The 11,898-nt window shown below is 62.1% G+C and carries 13 protein-coding genes and 1 tRNA gene; 4 read left to right on the top strand and 10 right to left on the bottom strand.

Translation table 11 applies throughout. The annotated features are described in order from the left end of the window. Nucleotides 1-11: 11 nt before the first annotated feature. The 3 genes from PH551_RS13530 to PH551_RS13520 all read right to left on the bottom strand — a co-directional run bounded on the left by PH551_RS13530 (nt 12) and on the right by PH551_RS13520 (nt 2,180). Nucleotides 12-443, bottom strand: coding sequence for a DUF2948 family protein (locus PH551_RS13530; protein ID WP_085776874.1), 432 nt, complete (start codon nt 441-443; stop codon nt 12-14). A gap of 157 nt (nt 444-600) precedes the next feature. After that, nucleotides 601-1,893 (bottom strand): UDP-N-acetylglucosamine 1-carboxyvinyltransferase, encoded by a 1,293-nt coding sequence (murA, locus tag PH551_RS13525; RefSeq protein ID WP_085776873.1) that lies wholly within the window; start codon nt 1,891-1,893, stop codon nt 601-603. A gap of 92 nt (nt 1,894-1,985) precedes the next feature. Next, complete coding sequence (locus PH551_RS13520; RefSeq protein WP_085776872.1) at nt 1,986-2,180, bottom strand: hypothetical protein; 195 nt, start codon at nt 2,178-2,180, stop codon at nt 1,986-1,988. A 156-nt stretch (nt 2,181-2,336) separates the two neighbouring features. Here PH551_RS13520 and PH551_RS13515 point away from each other — a divergent pair. Further along, nucleotides 2,337-2,411, top strand: a tRNA-Thr gene (locus PH551_RS13515). A 46-nt stretch (nt 2,412-2,457) separates the two neighbouring features. Here PH551_RS13515 and PH551_RS13510 read toward each other — a convergent pair. Next, nucleotides 2,458-2,847, bottom strand: coding sequence for a hypothetical protein (locus PH551_RS13510; protein ID WP_285193379.1), 390 nt, complete (start codon nt 2,845-2,847; stop codon nt 2,458-2,460). Nucleotides 2,848-3,108: 261 nt separating this feature from the next. Here PH551_RS13510 and PH551_RS13505 point away from each other — a divergent pair, with 261 nt between their 5' ends. Then, nucleotides 3,109-3,351 carry a DUF982 domain-containing protein gene (locus PH551_RS13505; protein ID WP_285193378.1) on the top strand — a complete coding sequence of 81 codons (243 nt, stop codon included), beginning with the start codon at nt 3,109-3,111 and terminating at the stop codon, nt 3,349-3,351. A gap of 219 nt (nt 3,352-3,570) precedes the next feature. On the opposite strand, the gene PH551_RS13500 is transcribed toward PH551_RS13505, so the two are convergent. Then, the gene (locus PH551_RS13500) at nt 3,571-3,834 is read right to left on the bottom strand and encodes a hypothetical protein (RefSeq protein WP_285193377.1); all 264 of its coding nucleotides are present in this window, start codon (nt 3,832-3,834) and stop codon (nt 3,571-3,573) included. A 236-nt stretch (nt 3,835-4,070) separates the two neighbouring features. On the opposite strand from PH551_RS13500, the gene PH551_RS13495 reads away from it, so the two are divergent. Both PH551_RS13495 and PH551_RS13490 read left to right on the top strand, forming a co-directional pair. Continuing rightward, on the top strand, nt 4,071-4,337 hold the full coding sequence (locus PH551_RS13495) for a hypothetical protein (protein ID WP_285193376.1): 267 nt from the start codon (nt 4,071-4,073) through the stop codon (nt 4,335-4,337). A 102-nt stretch (nt 4,338-4,439) separates the two neighbouring features. Next, nucleotides 4,440-6,500 carry an ATP-dependent helicase gene (locus tag PH551_RS13490; RefSeq protein ID WP_285193375.1) on the top strand — a complete coding sequence of 687 codons (2,061 nt, stop codon included), beginning with the start codon at nt 4,440-4,442 and terminating at the stop codon, nt 6,498-6,500. Between the two features lie 47 nt (nt 6,501-6,547). Here PH551_RS13490 and PH551_RS13485 read toward each other — a convergent pair whose 3' ends face one another. The 5 genes from PH551_RS13485 to mscL form a co-directional block, all read right to left on the bottom strand. Beyond that, nucleotides 6,548-7,486, bottom strand: coding sequence for an MBL fold metallo-hydrolase (locus tag PH551_RS13485; protein WP_285193374.1), 939 nt, complete (start codon nt 7,484-7,486; stop codon nt 6,548-6,550). 239 nt (nt 7,487-7,725) lie between these two features. Then, nucleotides 7,726-8,778 carry an enoyl-CoA hydratase/isomerase family protein gene (locus PH551_RS13480; protein WP_285193373.1) on the bottom strand — a complete coding sequence of 351 codons (1,053 nt, stop codon included), beginning with the start codon at nt 8,776-8,778 and terminating at the stop codon, nt 7,726-7,728. A gap of 145 nt (nt 8,779-8,923) precedes the next feature. Continuing rightward, entirely contained in the window at nt 8,924-9,958 is a 1,035-nt protein-coding gene (galE, locus tag PH551_RS13475; RefSeq protein WP_285193372.1) for a UDP-glucose 4-epimerase GalE, read from the bottom strand. Between the two features lie 202 nt (nt 9,959-10,160). Continuing rightward, entirely contained in the window at nt 10,161-11,327 is a 1,167-nt protein-coding gene (locus tag PH551_RS13470) for a pyridoxal phosphate-dependent aminotransferase (RefSeq protein WP_285193371.1), read from the bottom strand. Between the two features lie 120 nt (nt 11,328-11,447). After that, entirely contained in the window at nt 11,448-11,885 is a 438-nt protein-coding gene (mscL, locus tag PH551_RS13465) for a large conductance mechanosensitive channel protein MscL (RefSeq protein ID WP_285193370.1), read from the bottom strand. Nucleotides 11,886-11,898 lie beyond the last annotated feature (13 nt).

Raw genomic sequence — 11,898 nt, 5'->3', positions numbered from 1 at the left:
CATCAGGCCCTTTAGGGGTGGCGGGGTTTGGAAGCCGCCTGCCATGCGCCGCCGATATCAGCCATCTGGACCTCGATACATTCGACGTCGAGCGCAATCGAGGCCGTTCCAGACAGCGCCAGCTCGATGGTGCCATCCGGCCCCTCGCCCTTCTTCTCGAAACGCAGCGCCAGCAGCGACAGCACCTCATCGCGTTTGCCGCGATCGACGCCGAGCGAACGGACGGCAAGCACGCGCTTGAACACCAGAGCGGCGCGGCGGCGCTCGAAACCCTTGCGCTTGCGCGCGGCACTTTCCCAGACGAAACGATTGGCGGCAAGCGCGAACTGGGCACCGCGCGGCGACCAGTCGATGTCGCCGACCTTGAAGACGCTATCCTGCATATGCGCAGAAATGATCGCGAGGTCCTCGTCATCAAGCGCAACAAGCTTCAGGTCGGTCATTCAGGCTCAATCCCCAGAGCAGGATGCCGAAAAGTGCGAGCAGTTTTCGGACGACATCATGCTTTTGCTGTTTAACAGGCATCGCCGGAATGGCGATGCGTCAGACAAGGGAAATAAGATGCTGCGACCGATTACGCAACCGGAATGAAGGTCTCTCTTACTCGCTGATGCGCTCGACGACGGCGCCGCAGCGGGTCAGCTTCGCTTCGAGCCGCTCGAAGCCGCGGTCGAGGTGGTAAACGCGGGAGACTGTGGTTTCGCCCTCGGCGGCGAGGCCGGCGATGACGAGCGAGACGGAGGCGCGCAAATCGGTCGCCATGACGGGGGCGCCGCGCAGGCGCTTGACACCCTCGATCTTCGCGGTCTGGCCCGAGAGCGTGATCCTGGCGCCGAGCCGGGCAAGCTCCTGCACGTGCATGAAGCGGTTTTCGAAGATCGTCTCGGTGACATGCGAGATGCCGGAGGAGCGGGTCATCAGCGCCATGAACTGTGCCTGCAGATCCGTGGGGAAGCCCGGGAAAGGATCGGTGACAATATCGACCGGCTTGATGCCGGCGCCGTTGCGCCTGATGCGCATGCCGTTATTGGTCGCGGAGATGTCAGCGCCAGTCCGGCGCAAGGTTTCCAGCGCGGTCTCGAGCAGCGCCACATCGGTATTTTCGAGCACGACGTCACCGCCGGCCATGGCGACGGCCATGGCGTAGGTGCCGGTCTCGATGCGGTCCGGCAGGACGCGATGACGCGCGCCCGACAGCGAGGTGACGCCTTCGATGGTGATGGTCGAGGTGCCGGCGCCTGATATCTTGGCGCCCATGGCGTTCAGGCAGTTGGCGAGGTCGGCGACTTCGGGTTCACGGGCGGCGTTGCCGATGACAGTAGTGCCGCGGGCAAGGGTCGCGGCCATCATCAACACATGGGTGGCCCCGACGGAGACCTTCGGGAAGGTGTAGCGCGCACCGATCAGCCCGCCGTCCGGCGCCCGGGCATTGATATAGCCGGCATCGATCTCCATGGTCGCACCGAGTGCCGTCAGGCCGTCGATGAAGAGATCGACGGGGCGCGTGCCGATGGCGCAACCGCCCGGCAGCGAAACGCGGCAATGGCCCTCACGCGCCAAGAGCGGCCCAATAACCCAGAAGGAGGCGCGCATCTTCGAGACCAGTTCGTAAGAAGCGGTGGTATCGACGATGGTGCGGCAGGTGAAATGGATCGTGCGGGCGTAGGAATCCTCCTGGCGCTCGCGGCGGCCGTTGACGGCGACATCGACGCCGTGATTGCCGAGGATGCGCATCAGAAGCTCGACGTCTGCCAAGTGCGGCACGTTTTCCAGCGTCAGCGTGTCACTGGTCAGAAGCGAGGCGATCATCAGCGGCAGTGCGGCATTCTTGGCGCCGGAAATCGGAATGATGCCATTCAGCTCATTACCGCCGACAATTCTGATACGATCCATGTGCGCTTACTTCCTGAAAGTTCTGCCTTGAAAGAAGGAGTGAGGTGTTTAGGGGATTTATGAAGAGGCTTCAATTCGCCAGGGACGGAACATTACGATTCGTCCATTTTTGCGGCGGGCAGCCCGTTAGTTTCGTCGGCCTGGCCGGAACGGCGGGCACGCACCTGCTGTTTGCGTCTGGAAAGATTTTCCCTGAGCTTTTCGGCGGCGCGCTCGCGGCGCAGTTTCGCCTGTGCCTCGATCGCCTCTTTACGGCTCTTCTGGCCGGCTTCGGTCTTGTCGTTCATGTCAACAGAATTAGCCGAATTCGCGCCGATCCAAAAGTCCCTTGCATCTCTATCCACGCGAAGTTGGATTTTGCGGCTTGCGCTTGTCGTCAAGCTGTGGCAATAGCCGCCCCGTTCCCGCAATTGAGCCGCCCGGCTCCACGCGGATCTGGTCCTGCTGCCGTAGCTCAGTGGTAGAGCACACCCTTGGTAAGGGTGAGGTCGGTGGTTCAATCCCACTCGGCAGCACCAGTTTTCTTTCAGCAGCGGACATTATTACGTCTGCGCTCGATGAGCGCTAGGGACAAGTGGGAAGCAGCACGCTACCGTGAGCGCAATCGGGAACATCAGTTTCGAGACGATAGGGCATGGATGGCGACAGGGCCCATCTGTCAAGAAGCTCGGCATTTACCCTCACAGGCACTCCATCGTAGATGTCCTCGACATACCATTGCTGTAATGCCTCTTCGCGCATCAAGCGTGCGCGAAAGGCAGCGATATCGATCGCGTGTACAAACTGACTGACGGCGGTTTGCAGATATTCCAGCTGCATTCTTGGGAGGACGTCAGAGTGTATACGCGCCAGGAAGGCCTCTTCGGCTGACATCTCTGCGCCGCCGGCGAACGCCGGCAGTGCCAGCGCCACTGAGAGAAAAGCAGCCTGAATCAAATTTCGATCGAAACCCATGTCGAGCCCCCAGCTTTCCGAACACGGTAGCGGTAGCATCGCGCTAGCGGCATACAACTTATCTGCGACTACTCAAAATTGCTCCGGTCGCGCACACCCAGGCGATCCGCGTCACTCAAGCTGGCAGTGGCCTGATCAGCAACAAACGATTCACCATTGTTGACGGCAAAAATCGCGCTAGAATGCCTACCATGGCGGCGTCCGTCCTGAGAATGGGAGGCGCAGCATCCTGTTTCTGTCGACAATCTTGGAGGAGTATCGATGGCAACTGAACGATGGAACAGCCCGGTCACGGTCGGTTTCGAAGATGCCGATGCGCGAACGGTTACCGGGCCGTTCGATGCGTTGAAATGCCTAGCGGATTTCTGGCCGAGTTCGCGCGGGCTTCATTATATCAAGGCGCGCAGCACCTGCCGGGCAGCGCTCGACGGGCGCAAGAGCGTGGAGGAGGCGAGAGCCGAGTTCCTGGCGGCGGCCGAAGAGGCGAAACTGAAGCTGCACTAGCAAGGCCGTCGGCTATTGTCGATTTGATCGGCATGACGTGCCGGAACGATACATTGTCTAATTTTTGCTTAACCTTGCATCCAGCAGGCGCCGGGTTTTGGCGCAAAAGGCGTTGCGCCTGGGACAGGTGCTTCGATAGAAAACAGGCAGCCATCATGATGATGGTCAGAGGCTCGTCACCGGAAAAGCAGGCGAGCCTCGTTCGAGCAGATCGGATTTTCAGCAGTCCGCCCCGCCTTCATTTTCCACCTCGAGATAGCCTACACCGATGATCGTACCGTCCGCCGCGCGAATGAAGGACGGCAGATAGTGCGGCTCTGCCGGCTTGCACGCGGCCGTCTCGGTGTATTCGTTGAGAGCGATCTGGTCCTTCGGAAGGGCGGAATAATTCGTGCCGGTTTCGAGTGAGGCATAGGCGGAGCCGGCAAAGACACCGCAACCGATAATCAAGGTCGTTGCCCAGAGGCGAAGAAGCGACTGCATGATGGTCTCCAGCGTTTCAGGTCCGGCATTTCAACACGTGGGGGCTCACTTGGTTCCCTCAGCGCCGCAACAGGCGGCTATGCACATAGCTTCGGCCGACGATGCTTCCGCTATCTAGGCCGCCCGTCGACACCGCCGCGCCGACGCACGAAACCTTCAAGAGGGCTGCGGGCAGGCAGCCCTTGGCGAAGGAGGCTACGCCTTCCATATTCGGTTCGAAAAGAGGGATGACGACGATGAAAGTGCTTCTGCCCGCCTTTGTTGCCGCGGTTTTGCTGGCCGGCTGCTCCTCGGCTGATAGCCCGGCGCTGGAACCCATTCCCGGGAGCATCACCTATGGCGGCCAGCCACGGACCAAGCTCACAAAATCCCCGATCGGCAGCGCCGTCTACAATCAGTTCTACAATGAGACGGGGCAGCGCGTGGAGGAAACCTATATTCTTCAGCCGGACCGCAGCTTGAAACTGGTGCGGCGCGAGGTGGGACCGGATTTTCCCGATTGAGGATCGCCGCGCCGCAGACTTGACAGCGGCTGAAATCGCGAACATTCAAGGAACATCTAATCTTCTCGCAGTGATTCTGCGGGAGCCCGACCGGACGGCTGGATGTATCTCGAAAAGCTCAATCCCCAGCAGCGCATGGCCGTCGAGCACGGCACGCTCACCGACGGCAGTCATATTGCCGGGCCGCTGCTGGTCATTGCCGGCGCCGGCTCCGGCAAGACGAACACGCTGGCGCATCGCGTCGCCCATCTGATCGTCAAGGGCGCCGATCCGCGCCGCATCCTGCTGATGACCTTCTCGCGCCGGGCGGCCGCCGAGATGGCGCGGCGCGTCGAGCGCATCTGCCGTGATGTGCTGGGTTCGAATGCCGGCATCATGGCCGATGCGCTCAACTGGTCCGGCACTTTCCACGGCATCGGCGCGCGGCTGCTGCGCGATTATGCCCAACAGATCGGCCTCGATGCCGATTTCACCATTCACGACCGCGAAGACAGCGCCGATCTGATGAACCTCATCCGGCACGATCTCGGCTTCTCAAAGACGGAAAGCCGCTTTCCGTCCAAGGGCACCTGCCTTGCCATCTATTCCCGGGCGGTGAATTCGGAAACCGCGCTCGACCAGGTGCTCCGCGACGCCTTTCCCTGGTGCGCGGCGTGGGAGCAACAGCTGCGTGAGCTTTTCGCCTGCTATGTCGAGGCGAAGCAGGCTCAGAACGTGCTCGATTACGACGACCTCCTGCTCTACTGGGCGCAGATAGTCGGCGAGAGCGTGATTGCCGAGGATATCGGCAGCCGCTTCGACCATGTGCTCGTCGATGAATATCAGGATACGAACAGGCTGCAGGCCTCGATCCTTCTGGCGCTGAAGCCCCAGGGACAGGGGCTGACCGTCGTCGGCGACGACGCGCAGTCGATCTATTCCTTCCGTGCGGCGACGGTTCGCAATATCCTCGATTTTCCCGCCGCCTTCAGCCCGGCCGCCGATATCGTCACCCTCGACCGCAATTACCGCTCGACGCAGCCGATCCTGGCGGCGGCGAATGCCGTCATCGATCTCGCCTCCGAGCGCTTCACCAAGAATCTCTGGACCGAGCGGCAATCGGCGGAGCGGCCGCGCCTGGTTTCTGTGCGGGACGAGGCCGAGCAGGCGCGTTATGTCGCCGACAAGGTGCTCGACAATCGCGAGGAAGGCCTGAAGCTCAAGCAGCAGGCCGTGCTCTTCCGCGCCGCCCACCACAGCGGGCCGCTGGAGGTCGAGCTGACCCGCCGCAACATTCCCTTCGTCAAGTTCGGCGGGTTGAAGTTTCTCGACAGCGCGCATGTGAAGGACATGCTGGCCGCGCTTCGCTTTGCGCACAATCCGCGCGACCGGGTGGCGGGCTTCCGGCTGATGCAGATCCTGCCGGGCGTCGGGCCGTCGACGGCGCAGAAGGCGCTCGATCTGATGGCCGAGGATGCGAGCCCGTTGTCTGCTCTGGCGTCTATGCCAGCGCCGCCACGCTCCGGCGAGGACTGGACCGCCTTCGTTTCGATGCTGCAGGAGCTGAAATCCGGCAAGGCCGGCTGGCCGGCGGAAATCGAGCTGGCGCGGCAATGGTATGCGCCGCATCTGGAGCGGCTGCACGAGGACGCTTCGACACGGCAGGCCGATCTGTTGCAGTTGGAGCAGATCGCCGGGGGTTATGCCTCCCGCGAACGTTTCCTCACCGAGCTCACGCTCGATCCGCCGGATGCGACCAGCGATCAAGCCGGCGTGCCGCTTCTCGACGAGGACTATCTCATCCTGTCGACCATCCATTCCGCCAAGGGCCAGGAATGGACGAAAGTCTTCATGCTGAACGTCGTCGACGGCTGCATTCCGAGCGATCTTGCGGTCGGCACCACCGCCGAGATCGAGGAGGAGCGCCGGCTGCTCTACGTGGCGATGACGCGCGCCCGGGACGGTCTCGACCTCGTCGTGCCGCAACGTTTCTTCACCTATGGGCAGAACGCCCAGGGCGACCGGCACGTCTATGCTTCGCGCAGCCGCTTTATTCCCGCGACACTGCTGCAGTTTTTCGAGGCCTGCAGCTGGCCGCAGGTGAAGTCGGAAGCCGCCGCTCAGGCGCAAGCGCGCCAGGTGCGCATCGACGTCGGCGCCCGCATGCGCGGCATGTGGCGATAGATCGCGTTGCATAGATTGGCTCTATGCAACGCTCTTTGGTTCGGCGCTCAATAGTCCCAGAAGACCGGCACCCAACGGAAGGCTTCGCCGTCCACCGCCACCCGGCCGACGGACGGGAACGGCAGGTGCGTGGCTACCAGCTGTTCACCGGTCGCCGCCAGCTCTTGCAAAAGATCGCGGCGGACACGAGCCGCTTCTTCGGGATCATGTTCGAAACCATTGTACCAGTCGGGGTGCTCGAACCCGACCGCAAAGATGGCGTCGCCTGCGAATGTCAACCGGTCGCCGCCGGACGCCAGGCGGACCACGCTATGTCCGGGAGTATGGCCGCCGGTGCGTTGGGCCACCACACCAGGCGCCACCTCGGATTGCTCGTCGAACAGCGTCAGATGGCTGCCATACTCGCTCAGGAAACGTTTTGCCGTCGCACGGAGCGCGTCAGGGAAGCCGGGCGGCATGGATACGTGGCTGAAATCGGGCGCTTCCCAGAACTTCGCCTCGGCAGCCGCCACGTGAATCCTGAGGTCTGGGCGCAGTCGGTCCTTGACCCCTTCGACCAGCAGCCCGCCGATGTGGTCCATGTGCAGGTGCGTCAGCACCACGTCGGTCACGGATGCCAGATCGATGCCGGCGCCTTCCAGTCGCTTGATCAACTGACCCGCGCGCGGCAAGTTCAAGTCCGGATCCAGCCCCAAGCCTGCGTCGATGAGGATGGTCTGGCCGCCGCTGCGCACCAGGACCACGTTCAGCGCCCAGTCGAAAGCGTCCCGCGGCAGGAACATATCATCCAGCCAGACCGCCCGGTCGGCCGCGTCGGCGTTATGTCCCAGCATCGCGGTTGGAAGCGGCAGCACACCATCGCTGATGATCAGCACTTCGATTTCGCCGGTCCGTACCGCGTAGCGCGACGGAACCAATTCTTCATGTTTCGGACTGCCAGGCTCCTGCTGACCAGTCGTTCGGGTTCTTGCTTCTGCCTGCGACATGATGCGCTCCTGTTTTGATCGAGAGATGTCCGTATGGGTCACGTCGCGGACACTATGCCGAAGCGTATCTGGCGGTCGATCGGGTCAAGGGAGAGAGAAAGCTAGGCTTTAGGACAGGGCGGCCTATGGTTTCGGCGTGTCGCGCCGGAGATTTGGTATTGAAGAGACTGGCAACAGGAAGCAAAAGGCTCTCACCCGACGCACGGTCCCGCGCATTCGGCGTTCAGAGGATGATAGCGTCAGAGTGAAAGCGGCGGGTCGGCCGGTTCCAAGAAACGTTCGACCGTTTCCGTCTTCACGGCCTCGACTAATGCCGGTGACCATTTCGGATTGCGGTCCTTGTCGATGACAGCGGCGCGGATGCCTTCGAAGAAATCGGGATTATCCAGCATCTGCAGGCAGGCGCCGAGTTCGCGGCGAAGACATTCAGCGAGCGAAGCGCTGCGCCGGCCGGCCCTCAGCAGCCGCAGAGCGAGTTTCAGGCTGGTCGGCGACCGGCTGAGCAGTACCCGGCGCGTCTCGGAGGCAAACTCGCCCTCTTCCTTGGCGAGAGCCCCGAGGATTTCCTCGACGCTGTCGAAGGAAAATGTGTGGTCGATCATATCGGCGTTCTGCCGCAAGCGGCTTTCCCCCAGTGGCTCGGAAAATCCCTGCAGCAGGGCATCGACTTCAGTTGACGCGCTGGCGCGCGGCAGGTCGCAAAGAGCATCGATCACCGCGTCGAGCCGCGACGAAGCGATCTGAACATCGGCAAGACCGGCATAGATCGCATCCGCAGCACCAATGTCGAGTCCGGTCAGGCCGAGCCATGTTCCGGCTTCGCCGGGTGCCTTGGGCAGCAGCCATGTGGCGCCGACATCGGGGACATAGCCGATGCCGGTTTCGGGCATGGCAAGCCGCGTACGCTCGGTCACGATGCGATGGCGGCCGTGTGAGGACAGACCGACGCCGCCGCCCATGGTAATGCCGTCCATCAGCGCGACATAGGGTTTGGGATAGACGGCAATCTTATGGTTGAGGCGGAATTCCTCGCGCCAGAAGGTTCCGGAGAGATCATCACCGGCGCGGGCGCTTTCATGCAAGGCACGGATATCACCGCCGGCACAGAAGCCGCGTTCGCCTTCGCCGGTGATTACGACGCTTGCCACATCGGATTCGAAGGCAAAGCCATGAAGGGCCTCCGTGAGCGCGCGGATCATCGGCAGCGTCAGACTGTTCAGCGCCCGCGGCCGGTTGAGCCGGATGATGCCGGCAGTGCCCCGCCGTTCGATGATCACTTCGCCGTGCTGCATGGTTCACCTCATCTGCTGCACCATGCATAGACGAGGATGCGCCATCGCTCCAGAGCATTTCCGGCCCGGCACCGATCGATTGCTCAGGCCGACAGGGACCCCCGGGCTGACGCTGCGGCTTCGCAGCGGCTCGCATAGACATCGCTCAGAAGGATGCAGCGGCAAGTGCCCGGTGGATGCTGTGCAGGTCGTCGACGTTTCTGTTCGACAGGAAGAGTTCCCAATCGAGCGAGCTCTGGACGATGGTCTCAAGCGAGTCGTATCGGGGCTTCCAGTCGAGCACCTGCCGGGCGAGCGAAGCGTCGGCGACGACGCTTGCCGAATCGCCGGCGCGCCGCGGCGCCATGTGGATCTTGAAGGAATGCCCGTGTAGGCGGGTGACCATGTTCAAGACGTCGAGCACGGAATAGCCGCTGCCATAACCGCAATTGGCGACGAGCGGGCCCTTGTCTCTGCGCAGGTGCTGCAGCGCTTTCAGATGCGCATCGGCGAGATCGCTGACATGGATGTAGTCGCGCACGCCGGTGCCGTCATGGGTGGGATAGTCGATGCCGTAGACATGGACGCTGTCGCGCTTGCCGAGCGCTGCCTCGCAGGCAACCTTGATGAGGTGCGTGGCGCCGGAGGTCGACTGGCCGGTGCGGTGGTGCGGGTCAGCACCGGCGACGTTGAAGTAGCGGAGGGCGACGTAGTTGAAATCGTAAGCGGCGGCGGCATCGCGCAGCATCAGTTCGGTCATCAGCTTCGACTGACCGTACGGATTTTCCGGGTTGAGGGGAGCCGTTTCCTTCACCGGCAGATCGCTCTGCTGCTGGCCGTAAACGGCGGCCGTCGAGGAGAAGACGAAGTTGCGGATGCCGGCCCTGATCGAGGCGGAAAGAAGCGCACGGGTCCTGCCGGAATTGTTGTCGTAATAAGAGAGCGGATCGGCGACAGACACCGGCACGACGGCGGAGCCGGCGAAATGGATGATCGCCTCGATGTCGTTTTCGATGAAGATCTTCTTCAGGATGTCTGGGTCGGCGACGTCGCCGAGATAAAAACGCGCCTCCGGCGCCACCGCCCAGCGGAAGCCGGTGGAGAGACGGTCGAGCACGACCACATCCTCGCCGGCATCGATGAGCGCCCAAACCATGTGACTGCCGATATATCCGGCGCCGCCCGTCACCAAAACCGCCATGCCCCACACCCCGCTTCAATTTATAAGCAGGGGCATCAGGCGCCGGTTTTCTTTCCAATTTTCTTATCACGGCGCCGTTGTTAGTCTTTTGAACGGGTATGTTTAGAGTCGTGGTTAGAGGCCGATTTCGCTCTTCGCTACAGTTTTATCGATCGGCCGATTCCGGCACGAAATCGTCCCGCACGGTGTGCCCCGCGCCCTCTCAGCGCTTGACGATATAGTCGCAGAGCCGCTCGGCCGCGATCGCCACCTGGGCGGGGTCGCGCAGGAAACAGGCACGCAGGAAGAGTTCGCCGCCGGCGCCGAAGGCAGCCCCGGGAGCAAGGCCGACGCCTGTCTTGTCGACGATATCGATGGCGGCGCTGCGGCTGTCGGCAACGCCGTCGATCTTCAGGAACGCATAGATCGCGCCGTCCGGCTTCAGCGTTTCGACGCGATTGGTGGCAATCAGCGCATCGCAGAGGATATCGCGCGACCGCGCCGCCTTGGCGATGTTGGCGGCGACGAAATCATCGCCTTGATCAAGGGCTGCGACGGCGCCCTTCTGCATGAACTGCGCCACGCCTGAGGTCGAATACTGGATGAGATTTTCGAGCACCTGACCCATTTCGGGGGGTGCCACGATCCAGCCGACGCGCCAACCCGTCATCGACCAGTTTTTCGAGAAGGAATTGACGAAGACGATCTTGTCGTTCGGCTCCATCACGTCGAGGAACGAGGCGGCGCGGCCGCCGGCGAAGTAATAGCGCGCGTAGATTTCATCCGCCATGATCCAGAGATCATGCTTGCGGGCGAGCGCCAAGATATCGCCGAGATCTTTCTTCGTCGCGGTCCAACCCGTCGGGTTGGAAGGGGTGTTGATGAAGATGCCTCTGGTCCCGGATGTGATGGCGGCTTCGACACGCCCGAGATCGACCGTCCATTTGCCGCCTTCGAACTGCAGCGGGACGCCGACGGAGCGGGCACCTGCTATGTCGAGGGCTGCGGCAATATTCGGCCAGGCGGGGGTGAGATAAACGAATTCGTCGCCAGGCGAAGTCAGCGCCTGCACGCAGATCTGGATCGCCTGCATGCCGGAGCCGGTGACATAGAAATGCTCGGCCGGAAGGCGGACGGCGAAATGCCTGTCGTAATAATCCGACAGCGCCCGGCGAAGCTCCGGAATGCCGCGCTGCCAGGTATAGAAGGTCTCGCCTGATGCAAGCGCTTCCATCGCCGCCCTGCTGATGAAGTCGGGGGTCGGCAGATCGCCTTCACCGACCCAGAGCGGCAACAAGCCTTCGCGGCCGCGGGCATAATTGACGACTTCGACGATCCCGCTTTCGGGCGCCGCTATGGCGCGCGGGCTGAGGCTTTTCACGATCGACATGCATATCTCCGGTTTCCGCCTTCATAGCGGATTTGCGCCGGTAAATCCCATGATAACAAGTGATGGCATATCGATTTTCGTGATGAATGACGGCCCGCCCGACAGCGGGCCGAAGACCGATCAGACGGCCGGGCGTTTGGCCAGCAGATCGCGGATCTCGGTCAGCAGCTGGACGTCGGCCGGCGGCGCCGGCAGCTCTTCCGGTGCGGTCTTTTCCTGGCGCTCGACCTGCAGGCGCAGATAGTTCACGGCCTTGACCATCAGAAAGATGATCCAGGCAAGGATCAGGAAATTGATGAGCACGGTGAGGAAGCTGCCATAGGCGAACACCGCTCCTTGGGCGCGGGCGGCAGCAAGCGTGGGCGCGTTGACGGCCGACGAGAGCGGCAGGAAGTAATTGGAAAAGTCGAAGCCGCCGAAAATGGCGCCGACGATCGGCATGATAAGGTCGTCGACCAGTGATTTGACGATGCCGCCGAAGGCACCGCCGATGATGACGCCGACTGCAAGATCCATGACATTGCCGCGGGCGATAAAGGCCTTGAACTCATTGAGCATCGGATCCGTCTCC

This window comes from Rhizobium atlanticum (assembly GCF_030182485.1).
In the GTDB taxonomy this organism is placed as follows: Bacteria; Pseudomonadota; Alphaproteobacteria; order Rhizobiales; family Rhizobiaceae; genus Rhizobium.
The sequence above is the reverse complement of the archived record's forward strand: the minus strand, read 5'-3'. Positions and strand labels throughout refer to the sequence as shown.

Coding starts and splice junctions, on each gene's coding strand:
- PH551_RS13480 (WP_285193373.1), bottom strand. CDS start 8,778: ATGCAGCACGGCGAAGTGATCATCGAACGGCGGGGCACTGCCGGCATC.
- PH551_RS13520 (WP_085776872.1), bottom strand. CDS start 2,180: ATGAACGACAAGACCGAAGCCGGCCAGAAGAGCCGTAAAGAGGCGATC.
- galE (WP_285193372.1), bottom strand. CDS start 9,958: ATGGCGGTTTTGGTGACGGGCGGCGCCGGATATATCGGCAGTCACATG.
- PH551_RS13510 (WP_285193379.1), bottom strand. CDS start 2,847: ATGGGTTTCGATCGAAATTTGATTCAGGCTGCTTTTCTCTCAGTGGCG.
- PH551_RS13505 (WP_285193378.1), top strand. CDS start 3,109: ATGGCAACTGAACGATGGAACAGCCCGGTCACGGTCGGTTTCGAAGAT.
- PH551_RS13470 (WP_285193371.1), bottom strand. CDS start 11,327: ATGTCGATCGTGAAAAGCCTCAGCCCGCGCGCCATAGCGGCGCCCGAA.
- PH551_RS13485 (WP_285193374.1), bottom strand. CDS start 7,486: ATGTCGCAGGCAGAAGCAAGAACCCGAACGACTGGTCAGCAGGAGCCT.
- PH551_RS13530 (WP_085776874.1), bottom strand. CDS start 443: ATGACCGACCTGAAGCTTGTTGCGCTTGATGACGAGGACCTCGCGATC.
- mscL (WP_285193370.1), bottom strand. CDS start 11,885: ATGCTCAATGAGTTCAAGGCCTTTATCGCCCGCGGCAATGTCATGGAT.
- PH551_RS13500 (WP_285193377.1), bottom strand. CDS start 3,834: ATGCAGTCGCTTCTTCGCCTCTGGGCAACGACCTTGATTATCGGTTGC.
- murA (WP_085776873.1), bottom strand. CDS start 1,893: ATGGATCGTATCAGAATTGTCGGCGGTAATGAGCTGAATGGCATCATT.
- PH551_RS13490 (WP_285193375.1), top strand. CDS start 4,440: ATGTATCTCGAAAAGCTCAATCCCCAGCAGCGCATGGCCGTCGAGCAC.
- PH551_RS13495 (WP_285193376.1), top strand. CDS start 4,071: ATGAAAGTGCTTCTGCCCGCCTTTGTTGCCGCGGTTTTGCTGGCCGGC.